This is a genomic window from Kitasatospora sp. NPDC024654, assembly GCF_055559155.1.
Map to the genome: position 1 here is coordinate 12333 of NZ_JBVHLF010000083.1, position 16665 is coordinate 28997.

Genomic DNA, 16665 nt, shown 5'->3' on the forward strand with positions numbered 1-16665 from the left:
ACGTGCCGTCAGCCCTCCGCCGCCGCGGCCAGGCCGCGCAGCGCGGCGCGATCCGGCTTGCCCGCCGGGGTCAGCGGCAACTCGTCCACCAGCAGCAGCCGTTCGGGGTGCTTGTAGCGCTCCACGCCCCGGCCGTCGAGATGGGTACACAGCTCCTCGAGGGTGGGCCGGCGGCCCGCTCGGGGCACCACGCACGCGGCCAGCCGCTCGCCCATCAGCGGGTCGGGGACTCCGGTGCACAGCACGTCACGGACGTCCGGGTGCGCCGACAGCTCTCCCTCGACCTCGGCGGGGCTGATGTTCGCACCGCCCCGGATGACGATGTCCTTCAACCGCCCGACCACCCGGAGCACCCCGTCGGCGTCGAACACCCCCAGGTCGCCGGTGCGCACCCAGCCGTCCTCGGTGCGGTAGCGCCGGTTCAGCTCGGGCGCGCCGACGTAGCACAGCGGTGTCATCGGGCCGCGCGCCGTGATCTCGCCGATCTCCCCGGGGGCGGTGGCGGACCCGTCGTCGGGTGAGACCGTCCGGATGTCGGCGACCGCCGGGTCGGGGCGGCCGACCGCGATGCCGGGCCCGTCGCCCGGGAGTCCCTTGGCGTCCAGGCCGGTGTGGCAGTTGACGCCGTCCGCCGAGCCGTACAGGTTCACCACCGCGCAGCCGAAGGCACGTTCGGCCTCCTCGCGGGTGGCCCGGTCGAGCGGTGCGCCGCCCAGCACCAGGGCGGTCAGCCCGGGCGGCGGTGCGGCCGGCAGGTCGAGCATCATGCGGACCATGGTCGGCACGCCCAGGACGTGGGTCGGCCGGTGGCGCCGGATCGCCTCCAGGGCGTCGGTGGGGGTGAAGCGGTCCAGCAGGACGAGCGTGCCGCCGTGCCGGGCGAGCGTCACGGCGGTACCGCTGCTGCCGAACGCGGAGGCGAGCGGCACCAGGAACAGGCAGCGCGGTGCGGCACCCGAAGTCAGCAGCGAGGCGAGGAAGTTGCCGCGTCCGCCGGCGAGCGCGTTGTGGGAGTAGGCGACCATCTTGGGCTCGGCCTCGGTGCCCGAGGAGACCAGGAGCCTGGCGGCGGAGTCGGGGTCGGGCCGGGCCGGGGTGAAGCCGGTGGCGTCCGTGCGCAGCAGCTCGGCGTAGCGCAGGCACCCGTCGGGCAGCGCGCCCGGGCCGGCCGCGACGACCGTCTGGAGATCCGGCAACTGCCCGCTGAGCTGGGCCAGTTCACGGGCGTGCTCGACCCCTCGGTGTTCGGTGACGGAGATCACCGCACGGGCCCCGGCCCGGCCGAGCAGCGAGCGCGCCTCCCGGCTGCCGCGGCCGACCGGAAAGGGCAGCGCCACCGCTCCGAGCGCCGCCAGGGCCAGATCCGCGATCACCGCCGCGCGGGTGTTGGGGAGTTGGACGCCCACCACGTCACCGGCCAGGATCCCGGCCGCGCGCAGTCCGGTAGCCAATGCTCGTGCCCTACGGTCGAGTTGGGTGTAACAGAGTTTTCCCCTGCCGTCGATGACGGCGGTGCGGTGCGGATCGGCGATGCGGCGGGCCCGGAACAGGGCGTAGAGGTCGAGGTCGGGGTAACTGCCGTCGGCGGCCCAGGCCCTGCGCAGTGCGGCCGGTACCAGGTCGGGGATCGGGGCTGTCACAGGAACCTCCAGGGGGTGGGGACGGCGAGGGCGCCGTGGTTGTCGCGGGTCAGCGCGTGGCGCAGGCGGTGGTCGGCGGGCAGGGCCCGCAGGTCGGTGCTGACGGCGGTGGCGGTCAGGCCGTGTTGGCGCAGCCGGGCGACCGCCTGTGCCGTGCCGAGCGACCGCAGGTCCTCGGCGTGGTGTCGGGCGGCGGCAGCCGAGTCGTCGGCGGGGGCGACCCAGCCGTCGGCGGTCGGCAGCGGGCGGCGGAAGCCCGCCGGCCGACGAGGCTCCGCGCCGGTACGGGCCAGGCGGAGGGCCGGCGCGGTGAGCGTCTCGGCGGCACCGAGCAGCGAGGACTCGGCGCGCACCCCGCGCCCGGTGCGCTCGCGCAGCAGCAGCGCCGCGAGGACGGCCTCGGCGCCGTGCAGGCCGCCGAGCAGGTCGATCAGCGTCATCAGGGACGGCGCCGGCGGCTCGTCGACCGGGCGGACCGCCTCCCCCACCGCGGTACGGGCCTGCACCATGAAGTCGGTACCGACCGGTGCGCCGGGCAGCCGCCCGGCCCAGCCGCCGGCATAGGCGTAGACCAGGCCGGGGTTGGTGAGCGAGAGCGCTCCGGCGTCCAGGCCGAGCTGCTCGGCCTTGCCCGGTGCCCAGTTGTGCAGGAACACGTCGGCGTCGGAGGCGAGTTCGCGCAGCTCGGCCTGCCCGGCCGGGGACTTGATGTCGATCTGGACGGCGCGCTTGCCGCGGTTCAGGGCGAGCCAGCGGGCCGAGACGCCGTCGCTGCACGGGGGCATGCCGCGCAGCGGGTCGCCGCCCGGCGGCTCGACGCGCAGCACGTCCGCGCCGAGCAGGCCCAGCAGGTGCGCGGCGAGCGGGGCCTGGATGCGCCGGCCCGCCTCCAGCACGGTCAGACCGGCGAGCGGGAGCACCGCGCCGGTCCCGGCGCGGCCCATCGCCTCCGCCGGGCAGCCCGACCGGAACGACCAGGGTGCGTCGGCGAACGTCTCGTCCGACCGCTCGGCGAGCGAGTGGAGGCGGCAGACGTCGGCGCCGGCGGCCGCGGCCGCGTGCTCGATCCGCGGCCACCCGGCCTCCCGGGCGGTCGCGTGCAGCGCCTGGGGCAGCGCGGAGCAGGCGGTCGCGTAGCGGAACTGGAACGGCCGCCAGCCCGCTCGGATCGCCTCGGCCGGCGCTCCGAGCCGGCGCCAGAACCCGGCCCAGGCCGCCGGTTCGAGCGCCTCCAACTCGAAGCGGGTGCCGTCGGCGGCCGTGAACGGCGGGCCGCCCGGGCCGAGCGGCACGGCCTCCTCCTCGTCCGCGCCCGCGGCGGCGAGGTACTGGGAGACCGTCAGCAGGGCGGCACGGTCGGCGCCGGTGACCACCCGTGCCCCGGCGGCGCCCCGGGCCCGGCCGACCAGGGCGGCGAGCAGGCCCTGCACGCCGAGGACGGAGGCGCAGGTCGCCACGTAGTCGGCGGCGAGCGCGCGCGGTTCGCCGTCCCGTCTGCCGTGGACGTGCATGATCCCGGTCAGCGCCTGGACGGTCGCCTCGTCGGCGGCGTCCGTCGCCGGGCACACGTCCGCCCAGGCGACCTCGGAGCCGACGCCTCCGGGCGCCTCGAAGCGGGCCGGGCCGTCCGAACTCCCGGCGTCCACCGGCACCGCACCGAGCGCGCGCAGGTGCGCCAGGGCAGGGGCGGTGAGCGCGGGCGGCCCGGACACGCGCACCCGCACGGCTTCGAGCGGCCGGGCCACCAGGGTGGGGGCAGGGTGGGCCATGGTTCTCCTCTCCGGCAGCGGGGGAACTGCTGCGCGGGTCACTGGGACGAATCCGGGAACTCGGCGACCTCCACAGCCGACCAGCTCCACAGCAGAGAAGTCGGATCGTCATTTCATCGGGTTCCCGATGAATCCGGAGGAAAGCCATGAATGATCCCAAAGCACCGCTGAACGGACTCGGGCTGCCCGCCTGTCCGGACGAGGTGGCCGAGCTACGCGATCGGGTGTCGGAGTTCGTCCGGCAGCGGGTGATGCCCCGCGAGGCGGTGCTCGACGCGGGCGGCCCGGACGCCCGGGCGGAGCTGGCACGGCTCCAGCGGGAGGCGAAGAACGCGGGACTCTGGGCGCTCGCGCTGCCGGTCGAGCTGGGCGGCCAGGGTCTGCCGCTGTCGCGGTACGCGCACCTGGCGGAGGCCGAGGGCGCCAGCGACCACGGCCCGGCCGTCCTCGGCTCCGCCCCGCTGCTGGACGTGCTGATGCTCCAGCGCCACGGCTCGGCCGTCGTCCGACGCCGCTACCTCGACCGCATCACCAGCGGTGAACTGCGCACCTGCTACGCGATGACCGAGCCCGACACCCCGGGCACCGATCCCACCCTGACCGCCACCCGGGCCGAGCCCGGCGCCGACGGGCGGTGGACGCTGCACGGGCGCAAGTGGTTCACCACCGGAGCCGCCGACGCCGACCTGGTCACCGTCCTGGCCCGCACCGACGGCGGCCGGGCGGACCGCGACGGGCTCTCCCTCCTGCTGGTCCCCACCAGCGCGCCCGGCTTCCGGGTGGTGCGCGAACTGCCGGTCCTCGGCGCCGGCGGGCAGTGGGAGGTCGCGCTGGACGGGGTGACCGTGCCCGCCGACCACCTGGTGGGCGAACGAGGGCAGGCCCTGCGGATCGCCGGCGAACGGCTGCGGCTCGGCCGGGTGCTGCGCTGCCTGCGCTGGCTGGGCCAGGCCCACCGCGCCTACGAGTTGATGTGCGAGCGGGCGCGCTCCCGGCGCCACGCCGACGGGCCGCTCGGCGACCACCAGCTCGTCCAGCAGCTCGTCTTCGACGCGCTGCTCGCCCTGCGCACCACCCGGCCACTGGTGTACGAGGCGGTGGCCCTGCTGGAGGCCGGACGGGACGCGCGGGTGGAGACCGGGCTCGCCAAGGTCGCCGCGGCCCGCCTGCTCCAACAGGTCGCCGACGCGGCGATCCAGGTCCACGGCGCGGCCGGACTCGGACCGGACACCGCGCTGCCCGGACTGTTCCGCGCCGGGCGGGCGGCCCGACTCCTGGACGGCCCGGACGAGTTGCACGTCTCGTCGGTGGCCCGGCGGGTCCTGCGGACCGGACGCTGACCGCCACCGCACCCTCCGCCCGCCGCTCGTGCCACCTCACGCCGCGAACGGCCCCACCAGCCCGGTGAGCACCGCCAGCCCGAACGCCAGGAAGAAGTCACCCCACACCAGCTCATGACCGACCGCCAGCCGGCGGCGCACGTCGTAGCAGCCGTCCAGCAGCATCCCCGCCGGCCGGGAGCCGCCGGCCGACGACAGATGACGCTCGCAGAGCCCGCGCAGGACCGCCCTCACCCGCACCGCCAGTTGCTCGCGCTCCTCCGCCGTGCCGGCGAGGGCCGCCAACTTCAGCGCGGCCACCGCCTCGATGGCCGCCGCCGACGTGTCGAGCAGGCCACCGTCGAGCACGGGAACCGGTGCGGCGGCGGTACCCAGGCGCAGGGCGGCGAGCCGTCGGGAGGCCTCCGCCAGTTTCCCGTCGCGGTCCAGGCCCGGCACGGCCAGAGCGTCGGCCACGCCGAGCAGCAGCCAGCCCACCGTCCGGCTCCAGCCCGGCTCGGGCTCGTCACAGCCCCGCCAGCCGCCGCCGGGCAGCGCCGCCCAGGCCGGACGCGGCGGCTCCTCGGCGAGGCACAGCTCCAGATGCAGCGCCAGGTGGGTGCGGGCGGCCGCCAGGCCGGCCTCCCCCGACCGCGCGAGCAGCGGCACCAGACCGGGCACGCCGTCCGCACGGGCCAGCAACCGGGGCCCGCCGAACGCGCCGCCCCAGGGCACCACGCCGAGCGCGGGTTCGAAGGCGGCGAGGCACCGGCGGGCGGCCCGTTCGCGCAGCCCGTCCGCCGTGCCGTCGGCCAGGGCGGTGCCGTACCAGAGGATCATCCCCCGGACGGCGGCGTCCTGGTCCACCCAGCCGGCCAACCGCCGGGTGCACTCCCGGGCGGCCGTACGGTCCGACGGGTCCCCCGTCACCAGCGCCCGCAGCCACAGCAGCCCGGCCCAGAAACCGCCGGTCCACGAACCCCGGGCGGTCGTCGTCCATCGCCCGCTGTCCGGGTCGGCGAAGAGCGGGAACCGCTCCCCCACCTGCTCGGCGGTGACGCCGACCCGATCGATCACCGCGCCCAGGGCTCGCTCGGCCCAGTCCAGGTCGGCCGCGCTCACCCGGCCGACGCCCGTCCCCGGCGCGCCGCCAACGACGCCGTGACCGCCGCGGCACCGGCGAACTCACCCGCCACCAGCAACCAGCCCGGCCCGTACCCGGCGACCGACACCAGCAGCCCGAACAGCGGCGGGCCGACCGCGAATCCGGCGAAGAAGCCCGCCGACACGATCGCCGAGTCCTGCCCCGCCCGGCCGGGTGCCGGGCCGCGGATGACCAGCACCATCGACACGGCGTTCGCCGACACCGCGAACACGCCCACCGCGGCCGCCCCCGGCCACACCAGCGGATGCACCAGGACGGCGGCGGCGAGCAGCAGCGCGGCCCCGACGGCGCCGAGCGAGAGCGCGGTCAGTAGCACCTCGGCCCGGCCCGCCCGGTTCGCGCCGCGCGTCCAGCCCACCCGGCCGGCGATCCCGGACAGGCCCAGCACGGCCACCGGGAGCGCCGCGAGCGCCGCCGACAGCCCGAGCCGCTGGGTGCCGAACAACGCGAGATAGGTGTTCACCGAGGCCACCCCGCAGCCGAGCAGCAGTGAGAACACCGTCAACCTGCCGACCAGGCCGCCCCTGGCGCCCTTGGCATCCGCGGAGCGGTCGGCCGACAGCACCGCCGGGGCCTCCGCCGGCAGGGCGCGCACCGCCCACCCCGCGGCCACGGCGGCAGCACCCGCCGCCACCCAGACCGCGCCGCGCCACCCCAGCGCGGCAGCCAGCAACGACAACGGCAACCCGGCCAGGAACGCGCCGAACTGCACGCCCGACTGCTTCCAACCGGTCACCACCGCCCGCTGCCTCGGGGCGAACGAGGCGAGTACCACCTTGTTGGTCGCGGGGTTGGCGAGCGCCTGCGGAAGGCCGCCCAGCGCGACCGCGCCCAGCAGCACGGCGGCGTCCGGCGCGGCCCCGATCAGGGCGAGCGAGACCGCCGCGAGCAGCAGCAGCGCGACCACGCACCGCCGCGGGCCCACCCGGTCGACCAAGCGGCCGGCCAGTGGCGACAGCAGCGCCGCCGTGCCGAAGCCGGCGGTGGTGGTCAGGCCGAGTTCGGTACGGGAGATGCCGAGCTGCGCCACCAGCCGCGGACCGAGCGCCCCGAGGAGGTACAGCTGCATCATCGAGAACGCCATGACGCAGGTCAGCAACACCGCCACCACACCGCCCGCGGTACCCGCCCGGCCGCTCCCGGCCAGCACCCGGGTGTTCGCAAGCCCGCCACCACTCGTCATCCGCACGACCGTCCTTCCGAAGAGAACGCCTACTGCAGGCGTTTCATCAGACAGTCGGCCTGGCGGGCCGCCGAGTTCCCGTGGCCACCGGTGCGGTGTCCGTCCTCCGGCGCCGCTCCGCGGACCGGTTCCCGCCCGGTGCCCCCGGGCTCCTGGCCGTGCCGGTCAAGGCGCCACCAGGGGGAGGGCTGTTCAGTGCTCCGGTGTTGTCGGGTGCGGTCGTCGACGACCGGAGCAGTGCGTCAGCACGGGTCACGTCGCGCCGGGTTGGACCTCCGGCCCGCGACTGCCCCTCCTGCGGCGGCGGTTGACGGCCGCCATCAGAAGGGCCGCGCCCAACAGGAGGGTCAGCACCACCAGCGTGCCGACGAGCACTGGGTGCGCGCTGAGGGTCACCGGGTGCGCGGCTGCCGCCGGGGCGACGCCGGAGTCGTGGGGGAAGGTGATCCGCGCTTGGTACGTCTCGGCGAGCAGTCCGCTCTTCAGCTCGATGGTGGCGTCCCACGGGCCGTCCGCGAGCTGGTCGGTCACCGGGACCTTCACCGGCTCGGACTGCTCGGGGGCCAGGCTGGTGCCCAGTTGCACCTGGTACGGGCCGGCACTGAGACTGCCGGACACGGCGGACAGCTTCATGGTGCCGGTCAGATCCAGGGCGCGGCCACCGATGTTGTGGACCTGGGCCTGCACGATCGCGTGCCCGTCGGGATCGCGTTCGGCCGTCATCGTGTCGACGGTGAACTTCGACGCAGGGGGGTTGTTGCCGCCGACCGAGAGGTAGACCCGGACGCCGGCACGGCTGACCAGGGCGATGCTCCCGCCGTCGTGGCGGCCACTGGCCTGCGCCCAGATCACGGCGTACCGCTCACCGGGCGCCGCGTCCCTGGGCACCGCGATCGTCAGGGTGTCGCGGACGACGGCTCCGGGAGCGACGTCGACGCTGTCGTGGTCCAGCGTCGTCCAGGTGGTCAGCTCGCTCTCCGTCCTTCCTGGGGCGCCGACGAAGGAGCCGTGCGTGATGCTGGCGGCGTCCGGATACAGGTCCACGTGCAACGGGGCAGCGGTGGTGTTCGACACTTCGACGCGTCGGTGCACGGTCGTACCCGGCGTCAGGTTGTCGATGACGTACTGCCGTGCCCGGGAATCCTTGGACAGGTCAGCGGGAATGTCGACCAGCCGCAGGCCGAGGCTGCCCGGGTCGGCTGCTGTCGACCGCTGTGCCGGGACTGAAGCGCCGGCGGGGGGTGAGACGGTGCTGACGGCCGCGGCGAGCGCCGCGGCCGTCAGCACCGATGCGAGAACGAAACTGCGCACGGTGTAAGGAACCTCTGCTGACTACTCAGTCGCCGCGGTCAGGAGACGGAGTGGGTGATCGTGGAGCTGTACGTTCCGATCAGGGCGTTCGCCGGAATCGTGAGGGAGATGGTCGGGTTCCAGACGGCGGTGTTGATCCCCGACACCCCGGTGGCGGTCTGCACGGCGCCAGGGGGGTAGAGCGGGGTCAGGTTGCTGGGGGTGACGGTGGCCGTGCCGGTGACCGTGGCCGACGGAGTGGTGTAGCTGCTGCTGCCGACAGCGGAGACGGAGATGTTCTGGGGCCCGGTGAAGTCCACCGCGTTCGCGGTGGCCGTCCAGCCGGTGGTCCCGCCCCGGCCGTCCGTCACCGTGACGTTGCCGAGCTGGCTGCTGACCGTCTGGGGGCTCGTGCTGGCGGTGACGGACCCGAGGTCCACCGGCCCCGCCGGCGCGCTGATCTCCAGCGCACCGCTGGTGACCTCGACCGTGACCGGCGTGGTCGCGGTGGTCTGTGCCGACGCGGGGACGGCGTAGGCCGTCACGCCCAGCGCTCCCGCGAGCAGTACGGCGATGATATTACTCTTGCGCATTCCTTGGTCCTCCCTGAGTTCACCGAAAGGGCGGGATCGCCCCGGACGTCAAGGTAGTGACGAAGGAATTGGCAAAGGTCACGCAAGTTCGTCGACATTCAAATATTCACTCGATCGGTTCCGCGCGGGATTGACACACCCTCGGCAAATCCATCCAGGAATGCACAATTTAAGGAATTCAGGGGGCTCGTCATTAAATAACGCTCAGGGCGGGCAGGCTTGCCGGCCCCGAGCGCGCGGAGCCCCTGAGCTGGCTCGGGCACTGGCACGGTGGCTGTCGCTGGCGGTCGCGGCGTTTCCGGACCCCGCTCCCTCGAACCAGGTCGTGTCCCGCCGAGTGGTGTAGCCGATCTTGCCTCAAAGCTTCACAGGTGCGCAGCTGCCGGGAGACCGGACGGCGCCCTCGGACTGAAGCCCACAGGCTGACGCCTTGTCAGCCCAGACGGGGTTCCCGAAGCCGGGATTCCGGTCGTGAACTGCGCTTTTGCCGCCTTGATCGGCTACACCACTCGGTGGGACACCATCTCGAACCATGCACGCGGTTCTCCCGCGCCCGACTTCTCCGCTCGCGCGTCGGCACTGCCGGCCGACGGGGATCGCCGGACGCCCGTGGGCATGACCGTCGACCGCGTCGGGCTTCCGCCCGGAATTCCCGCTGCGGAAATAGGCGGCCCACTCCCGAAGGGGAGCCGGGTCGACCATCGCAGCGGCCGTCGGCTGCCTGGTCCGGGGGCGCCGCGCAACGCGCCTTGCCCGGTGACACCCCGACGCCCCGCACACCGACCCCCGCCTCACTCGGGCCGCCGGCGGCGACGGCGCCGTCCCACTCGGCCGGGTTCAGGCCGCCCCGAACACCGGCCGCAGATCGTGGGCGTCCACCGTCCACTCCACGCCACCGCCCACCGGCCGCAGGAAGACCTCGCACCGCACGGCCTTTCCGGTCCACCGCGAGTACTCCACGGCCTGACCGGTCACCACACCCCGGCGGCCGGTCACGGCGTCCGCGGCGAGCTCGCCGTCCAGTGCGTGGGGCCCGTATTCCACACGGTTCTCGGGGTTCCTCATCCGCCACCTGCCGACCGCTCGGGCACTGCCGCCTCCGTTCGCCATCCAGTTCGACCCCGGGCCTGCGCCACCCACACGGATGGCCCACGTTCGCCGTCACGCGCGAGGGAGTCGCCGCGCACATCACCGGCCACGCTCCTCCGTTCCGGAGCGAGGAGGCGTCTCCCGATCGAGGGCTCCGCTCTTCTCGCATAGCTGGTCGGCATATTCACTCTCCTCATGCGACCACCAACGACGCGCGCCCTCACCCCGTATGTGCGCCAAACGGGTCACCGAGCCCCGGCCTGACCCGGACTTCCACCCCGGAAGGACTGCGGAGCCGGGCGGAACAGGAGCGCACGGGTCGGGCTGAGGGGCGGCTCCGCCGCGGTCGAGCGCACCCGCCACCCGACCCGCCGTCGCCGCTCCCAGCAGGGCTCGTGCGGTCCTCGGAGTGATTCATGATCACTGGAGGTGGAGAGCGGTGCGTGCGCGCCGCGGCCCTCGGCCCGGACACCGTCCCGGAAGCGTGAGCCGGGACGGCGGCGTTCACCAGGGCGATCCGGCCATACAGCACCTTCGGCCTCATCGGGGCAGCACCCGGACGCGGGTGGGCGGGGATGGCCTGCCGGGTGTAGGGCAGGTCGGCGGGATCGGGCGGGCCCCCGTCGGAGGCCGCGGCGATCTCGGCCAGGACCTTCTCCCGGACGCCTCGATGACGTACCCCTGGAGGTACCGACGCCAGTGCTCGGCGGCACGGAGGCCTCACCGCGCAGACATGCCCTCGCGGCCGCGCCGCCACAGGTCGGCGAACGCCTGTACCACGGGCGGGTCAAAGGCCGCCGCCTGCCGCCCGAGCACGTCGACGACGCCGTCCACGAGCGTCCGGGCCCTGGCCGGGTCCTCACAGGTCACCCCGTCGAACAGGTCGTCGAAGACGAAGAACCACCTCATCAGGTCGACGTCGAGATCGAGGTCCTCCCCCACCGCGTCCGGATAGAAGCGCGCCGCCAACTCCTCGTAGCCGGCGTCCTCGTGCCGGTGGACGGCCGCCTCGCCAACCAGCAGACCGTGGGAACGCGGCCATTCGACGTGCCGTTGTGCGGTCCTTCGCCCCCGCCGAGGCTTCCGTGGGGCGGTGCCCGCCCACCAGCGGACGACCCCGCCGGGTCCGCTGCCGGCGGGGCCTGCCAGGATGCCCGCATGATCGTCACCCGGCCTGCCCCGGCCCTCGAAAGCCCCCCATTGCCCGAGGTGTCCGGCGACTTCGAGGCGCACCTGACGGTGCGTCCGGAGTCCGCCGACGCCTTGGCCGAATGGGCGGCCGAACACGGCCTGAAGTTCACCCACATCCTGCTGGCCCGGGGAGCCGCCGCCTCGCAGCCGATGCTCACCCTGCGCGGCTCCGGTCGGTTCCAGGAGGTCGCGGCGCAGACGCGGCGGACCGCCGGACGGCTGGCCGAGGCGGGGTTCGCCGTGCTGCGGGTGAAGATCGAGGCGGCCCCGTGGGCGCGGGGGCTTCCGCAGTCGGATGGCGACGCGGCCCGTCTGGGGCCGGCCCGCTACTTCGAACACCACGTCAAACTGCTGTTGTCCGAGGACGCCGACACCGGCGCACTCGCCACCATCGCCACCCGCCACAGCGCGCACCTGTCCCGCAACGCCCGCCGTGTGCGCCCCGACGGGCTGCGCGAACGGTTCGTCACCCAGCGGGCCCGCCTGGTCGGCCTCGCAACCGCCGGCCGTCAGCTGGCTGCCCTGCTCACCGAGTTGGGCGCGGCCAGCTGGCCCGTCGCCTCGGTGGAGCGGGAGTTCGTCGTGCTGGACAGCGACGAGACGCTCGACGCGGGCTGGATCGACGAGTACCCCGGCGCGGAAGAAAGGGCACGACCCGATGAGCGCTGACCCGACCGCTACGGACACCGAGTGGGACGACCTCGGCTACGGACCGTGGAAGGAGGTTCCCCTGCCCCGGCAGGCCCCCTCGGAGAGCACCCGGGCCCGGCTCAACCTGCCCAGGGGCCTGTGGCCGATCGACCACGAGGCGGCCGCCCAGCAGCCCGTCTTCGATCCGGCCCTCACGGCGTACACCCGGGCCCTGCGCCCGAGCGAGCCCGCCTTCGCGGATCCCGCACTCGCCGCCCGCTGGCTCGCCGCCCGCCGGGAGGCGCTGGAGACCGTGCTGTCGGCCATCGCCGACTCCCCCTGGGCCGAGCACCTGGTCCTGCGCGGCAGCTTCCTGCTACGGGCCTGGTACGGCGAGGAGGCGCGCGAGCCCGGCGACCTGGACTTCGTCGTCCGGCCACGGGATTGGCAGTTGGAGGACGCCCGCACCGAGACCATGCTCCACGACATCGCCGCCACCGCTGCTGCGGCAGCGCAGGACATCACCGCCGCGGAGAGCTCGCCCGCCCGGGTGCGCCTGCACGCCGACGCCGCCGCGACCGATGAGATCTGGACGTACAGCCGCGTCCCCGGCCGCCGTCTGGTGCTGCCCTGGTCGGCCGAGGGCGTCCCGGGCGGCGCGATCCAGCTCGACTTCACCTTCACCGAGGTCCTCCCGGCCGAGCCGCAGCACGGCCTGGCGCCGAGCCGGCTGCTCACCGCGACGCCGCAGCTCTCGCTCGCGTGGAAGATCCTCTGGCTGGTCTCCGACAGCCACCCCCAGGGCAAGGACCTCTACGACGCCCTCCTGCTCGCCCGCTCCACCGAGGTGCCCTACGAGCTGCTGCGGCGGGTCTTCGAACTGTCGGACCCCAGCTGGCAGCGGTACCCCTTGGTGCCGGCCGACATCGCCGACCTGTGCGTGGACTGGGACGAGTTCCACAAGGACTACCCGGATCTGGCCGAGCACTGCGAGGACTACCTGGACCGGGTCGAGGCCGACGAGGACGACCCGGATCCGGCCGAGGAGTACCCGGACCGGCTGCTGGCCGCGCTCGCGCCGACCTTCGCCGGCCGCTCCGAGTACGCGCTGCGCGCCGACTGGCTGGCTCCCGTGGTCGCGCAGTACCGGCAACTGCTGGCGGAGGCGGGGATGGACGAGGTCCGGCGCAGGATGCTGGGCAAGCCCGATCTGCGGCTGGTGGACAGCCTGGTCGTCACGGCGGAACTGCTGGGGTGCGACATCGGCGAGGCGTACCGGATCGCCTCGGAGCCCCTGGCCGGCACCGACCTGCGGCTCAACGGGCTGCGGCAGGCGGCCGATCGGCTGGCCGCCGAGCAGCGCTGATCCGGCGGCGGTGCGAACCGCGTGTGCCGGGCGCCGGCGCCGGGCGGACGAGGTGCCGATCGTGCTCGTCCTGCGGCGGTGTCGGCCAGGTTCCGATCCAGCGGCCGGCCACGAGGGGCCGGGCCGCTCCGTCGGGCCCGGCCCGCCGTGGTCTTCGCCCAGGGCCAACCGGGGTCACTTGCTGCAAAGGGGTGCGGGGGCGGGGGCTGGTTGTGGTGGGCCGAAGTTGCCCGGGGTGTCCGAAAGCGCAGCGGGGCATTGGGCAACTCGCCCTGCGGCCACGTGCCTTGACGGTCTCCGGGGGAACACCGAGGCCGTCTCCGCACCGACGTCGACCAGCGGGATCACGATCGACGGATGGAGTGCCGAGCGGTGATTCCAGTGGCGCGGGCCAGTACGTCGGCGGTCCGCGACCCCGCCTCGACGGCGTGGTCGGCGGTGCTGGGCAGGCAGCGGTCGTGCTCGGGGACGAACTCGGTCATGATGACACCGGCGTGATCGGTCGCGACCTCGCTGAGCGACACCGGCCAGCCGTGTTCCTCGAGAGAGGTGCGCAACTCGCGTGAACGCTCGACGTCCACCACCGGATCAGCGGTGCCGTGCACCAACCACACCGGCCTGGCCGGCAGCAGGCCGCCGCCCAGGCGGAGGTCGTCGATCGGGACGGTCCCGGTGGTCGGTGCCGCCGATCCGTACGCACCGGCGATTCCCACGACGGCTTGCGGCCTCCAGCTGCCGAACGCGGCGGGATTCAGGGCCACACCCACCGCGGCCTTGCCGCCCAGCGACCACCCGGCGAGCGTGATCCGCTCGGGATCCCCGCCGAAGTCGGCCACGTTCTGCCGTGCGAAGCGGGCCGACTCCCTCAGGTGCGTTCGCCCGCCGTCCGGGGCGTCGGGTCGCCAGTCCGGCACCAGGACGATGCCGCCCAGCTCCGCCGCGGCGCGGGCGAGCGGCGCGAGGACGTCCCGTTCGTCGGGGCCCCGGCCATGCCAGAGCAGCACCGCGGGCACAGGCTCCGACGCGCCCACAGGCTGATGACGTCCATGAGCTTGCCACTGGCCCCGTACCTGACCCCCGTCCTGACGACGACCTCTGTAGCCATCACGACACCCCCCACGCGTAGACCACGAACAACGTCACGGTACCAACGCGAGTCGGCTGCCTGAACAACTGGCCGCAGCAAGCGACCGCCGGCTCAGGAAGAGAACCCGTCGCCCAACCGGGCCGAACCCACCCATGCGCGGTTCGATCGACCCGCCCACCTCGGACTGAACCGGCGCTGACCCGGGCCGGGGTCACGGCACCTACAACACCTGCCACCAATGTGGCGGTACCGGCTCCGGATCCGACAGCGTGCTATTCGAGGCTGAGCTGGCGCAGGTTGGTGCGGGCCAGTTCGAGGATCTCATCGCCGTGGCCGGAGAGGATGGTGCGGGTGGCGAAGAGGGTGAAGCCCTTGAGCTGCTCGTAGGTGAGCTTGGGCGGGAGGGAGAGTTCCTGGCGCTGGGTGGAGACGTCGACCAAGGCGGGCCCGTCGTGCGCGAAGGCGGTGCGCAGGGCCTCCTCCAGGTCACCGGCGCGTTCCACTCGGGCCGCGTGCAGGCCCGCGGCGCGGGCCTGTCCGGCGAAGTCCGGATTGCGCAGGCTGGTACCGTAGTTGACGATCCCGGCGGCCTTCATCTCCAGTTCGACGAAGGACAGCGCGGCGTTGCTGAAGACCACGATCTTGACCGGCAGGTTCAGTTGGCGCAGCGTCAGCAGCTCCCCGAGGAGCATGGCCAGGCCCCCGTCACCGGCCAGCGCGACGACCTGACGGTCGGGGTGGGCCGCCTGGATCCCGATGGCCTGTGGGAGTGCGTTGGCCATGGTGCCGTGGTTGAACGAGCCGATCAGCCGCCGCCGTCCGTTCATGCGCAGGTAGCGGGCCGCCCACACGGTCGGGGTGCCGACATCGGCGGTGAAGGCCGCGTCCGGTGCCGCCAGCCGGTCGACGGTGGCGGCGATGCACTGCGGGTGCAGTGGTGAGTCGCCGGGTTTGGCCTCGGCGAAGGCGTCCAGGCGGGCGCGCACCCGCCGGTAGTGGCCGGTCATGATGCGTGCGAAGGAGTCGTCGGTGCGGTGGTGGAGCAGCGGCAGCAGGGCCTGGGCGGTGTCCTTGACCGTACCGACCAGCGGCACCTCCACGGCGGTGCGGCGGCCGATGTGCTCCCCGCGCACGTCGACCTGCACCACGGGCGCGTTGTCCGGGTAGAACTCGCGGTAGGGGAAGTCGGTGCCGAGCATGAGCAGCGCGTCGCAGTGCTCCATCGCCCGGTAGCCGGAGCTGTAGCCGATCAGCCCGGTGAGGCCGACGTCGTAGGGGTTGTCGTGCTCGAGGTACTCCTTGCCGCGCAGCGAGTGCACCATCGGCGCCTTCAGCGCGTCGGCCAGCGCGACGGCCTCGTCGTGCGCGTCGGCGCAGCCCGCCCCGGCCAGGACGGCCACCCGCTCGGCCGCGTTGAGCACCTCGGCGGCGCGAGCCAGTGACGCCTCGTCGGGCCGAACGTGCGAGGAGCACTTGAGCACCGCGCGCGGCGTCGCCCCCTTGGGAGCCTCGGCCAGGAACAGACCGCCGGGGATGACCACGACCGCCACGCCGCCCCGCTCGAGGGCGTGGCGCATGGCCGTGTTCAGCACCCGGGGCACCTGCTCGGGGACGGCGACCAGCTCGCAGTACACGCTGCACTCACGGAAGAGTTCCTGCGGGTGGGTCTCCTGGAAGTAGCTGCTGCCGATCTCCTCCTGCGGGATGTGCGCGGCGATCGCCAGCACCGGCACCCGGCTGCGCTGCGCGTCGAACAGGCCGTTGATCAGATGCAGGTTCCCCGGTCCGCAGCTGCCCGCGCACACCGCCAGGCCCCCGGTGGTGCCCGCCTCGCCCGCTGCGGCGAACGCGGCGGCCTCCTCGTGCCGCACATGGCCCCAGGCGATGGTGCCGTCACGGCGCAGGGCGTCGGTGAACCCGTTGAGCGAGTCGCCCGGCAGACCGTACACGCGCCGCACTCCGGACGCCCTGAGCGTGGCAACGATCAGCTCCGCAACGGTGCCGGCCATCGGTCCTCCCGAGCAGGGCTGCGCACTGGGGCAGCCCTCCGTGCCAAGCGCCCGCCCGAACGGGCCTGCGCAGACGTGCTGACGACCGCCGGCGGAGGCGCGCAGGCGGTCGGCACCAGCATGACCCGGTCCGCCAGCTCCCGCACCCGGAGAACGAGGCCGGGCCGGGTGGAGGTGGACCAGACGGTCGGGGGGGGGGGGGGGGGGGGGGGGGGGGGGGGGGGAGGGAGAAGGGCGGGGGAGGGGGGGGGGGGGGGGGGGGGGGGGGGGGGGGGGGGGGGGGGGGAGAGAAGGGGGGGGGGGGAGGGGAGGGTGGGGGGATGTTTATGGCTTG

Annotated in this window: 13 protein-coding genes; 3 read left to right on the top strand and 10 right to left on the bottom strand. The window is 74.1% G+C overall.

From position 1 onward, the window contains the following. Positions 1–8: 8 nt before the first annotated feature. Together ACZ38L_RS31990 and ACZ38L_RS31995 are read right to left on the bottom strand one after the other, a co-directional pair. Positions 9–1640, bottom strand: a complete 1632-nt coding sequence (locus ACZ38L_RS31990; RefSeq protein ID WP_465699919.1) for an AMP-binding protein — start codon at positions 1638–1640, stop codon at positions 9–11. Continuing rightward, positions 1637–3409: a CoA transferase gene (locus ACZ38L_RS31995; RefSeq protein WP_465699921.1), complete on the bottom strand. Its 1773-nt coding sequence runs from the start codon at positions 3407–3409 to the stop codon at positions 1637–1639. Before ACZ38L_RS31995 ends, ACZ38L_RS31990 begins: the two co-directional genes overlap by 4 nt. A gap of 146 nt (positions 3410–3555) precedes the next feature. Between ACZ38L_RS31995 and ACZ38L_RS32000 the strand changes: the two genes are divergently transcribed. Then, positions 3556–4749: an acyl-CoA dehydrogenase family protein gene (locus ACZ38L_RS32000; RefSeq protein ID WP_465699923.1), complete on the top strand. Its 1194-nt coding sequence runs from the start codon at positions 3556–3558 to the stop codon at positions 4747–4749. Between the two features lie 36 nt (positions 4750–4785). Here ACZ38L_RS32000 and ACZ38L_RS32005 read toward each other — a convergent pair whose 3' ends face one another. From ACZ38L_RS32005 to ACZ38L_RS32030, 6 genes are all read right to left on the bottom strand, one after another. Continuing rightward, a complete protein-coding gene (locus ACZ38L_RS32005; protein ID WP_465699924.1) occupies positions 4786–5850 on the bottom strand; it encodes a sugar ABC transporter permease in 1065 nt (354 codons plus the stop codon). Continuing rightward, positions 5847–7076 carry an MFS transporter gene (locus ACZ38L_RS32010; protein WP_465699925.1) on the bottom strand — a complete coding sequence of 410 codons (1230 nt, stop codon included), beginning with the start codon at positions 7074–7076 and terminating at the stop codon, positions 5847–5849. The genes ACZ38L_RS32005 and ACZ38L_RS32010 overlap by 4 nt, the downstream gene beginning before the upstream one ends. A 252-nt stretch (positions 7077–7328) precedes the next feature. After that, positions 7329–8387: a hypothetical protein gene (locus tag ACZ38L_RS32015; RefSeq protein ID WP_465699928.1), complete on the bottom strand. Its 1059-nt coding sequence runs from the start codon at positions 8385–8387 to the stop codon at positions 7329–7331. Positions 8388–8425: 38 nt separating this feature from the next. Then, on the bottom strand, positions 8426–8959 hold the full coding sequence (locus ACZ38L_RS32020; RefSeq protein WP_465699930.1) for a hypothetical protein: 534 nt from the start codon (positions 8957–8959) through the stop codon (positions 8426–8428). An 837-nt stretch (positions 8960–9796) separates the two neighbouring features. Continuing rightward, positions 9797–10003, bottom strand: coding sequence for a hypothetical protein (locus ACZ38L_RS32025; RefSeq protein WP_465699932.1), 207 nt, complete (start codon positions 10001–10003; stop codon positions 9797–9799). Between the two features lie 765 nt (positions 10004–10768). After that, positions 10769–11017: a terpene synthase family protein gene (locus ACZ38L_RS32030; RefSeq protein ID WP_465699934.1), complete on the bottom strand. Its 249-nt coding sequence runs from the start codon at positions 11015–11017 to the stop codon at positions 10769–10771. 189 nt (positions 11018–11206) lie between these two features. Between ACZ38L_RS32030 and ACZ38L_RS32035 the strand changes: the two genes are divergently transcribed. Continuing rightward, on the top strand, positions 11207–11908 hold the full coding sequence (locus tag ACZ38L_RS32035; protein ID WP_465699936.1) for a hypothetical protein: 702 nt from the start codon (positions 11207–11209) through the stop codon (positions 11906–11908). Beyond that, positions 11898–13235, top strand: a complete 1338-nt coding sequence (locus ACZ38L_RS32040; protein WP_465699938.1) for a nucleotidyl transferase AbiEii/AbiGii toxin family protein — start codon at positions 11898–11900, stop codon at positions 13233–13235. Before ACZ38L_RS32035 ends, ACZ38L_RS32040 begins: the two co-directional genes overlap by 11 nt. A 344-nt stretch (positions 13236–13579) precedes the next feature. Here the strand turns inward: ACZ38L_RS32040 and ACZ38L_RS32045 are convergent, their stop codons facing one another. Together ACZ38L_RS32045 and poxB are read right to left on the bottom strand one after the other, a co-directional pair. After that, the gene (locus ACZ38L_RS32045) at positions 13580–14239 is read right to left on the bottom strand and encodes an alpha/beta hydrolase (RefSeq protein ID WP_465699940.1); all 660 of its coding nucleotides are present in this window, start codon (positions 14237–14239) and stop codon (positions 13580–13582) included. A 355-nt stretch (positions 14240–14594) separates the two neighbouring features. After that, positions 14595–16331, bottom strand: coding sequence for a ubiquinone-dependent pyruvate dehydrogenase (gene poxB / locus ACZ38L_RS32050; protein ID WP_465699945.1), 1737 nt, complete (start codon positions 16329–16331; stop codon positions 14595–14597). Between the last annotated feature and the right edge of the window lie 334 nt (positions 16332–16665).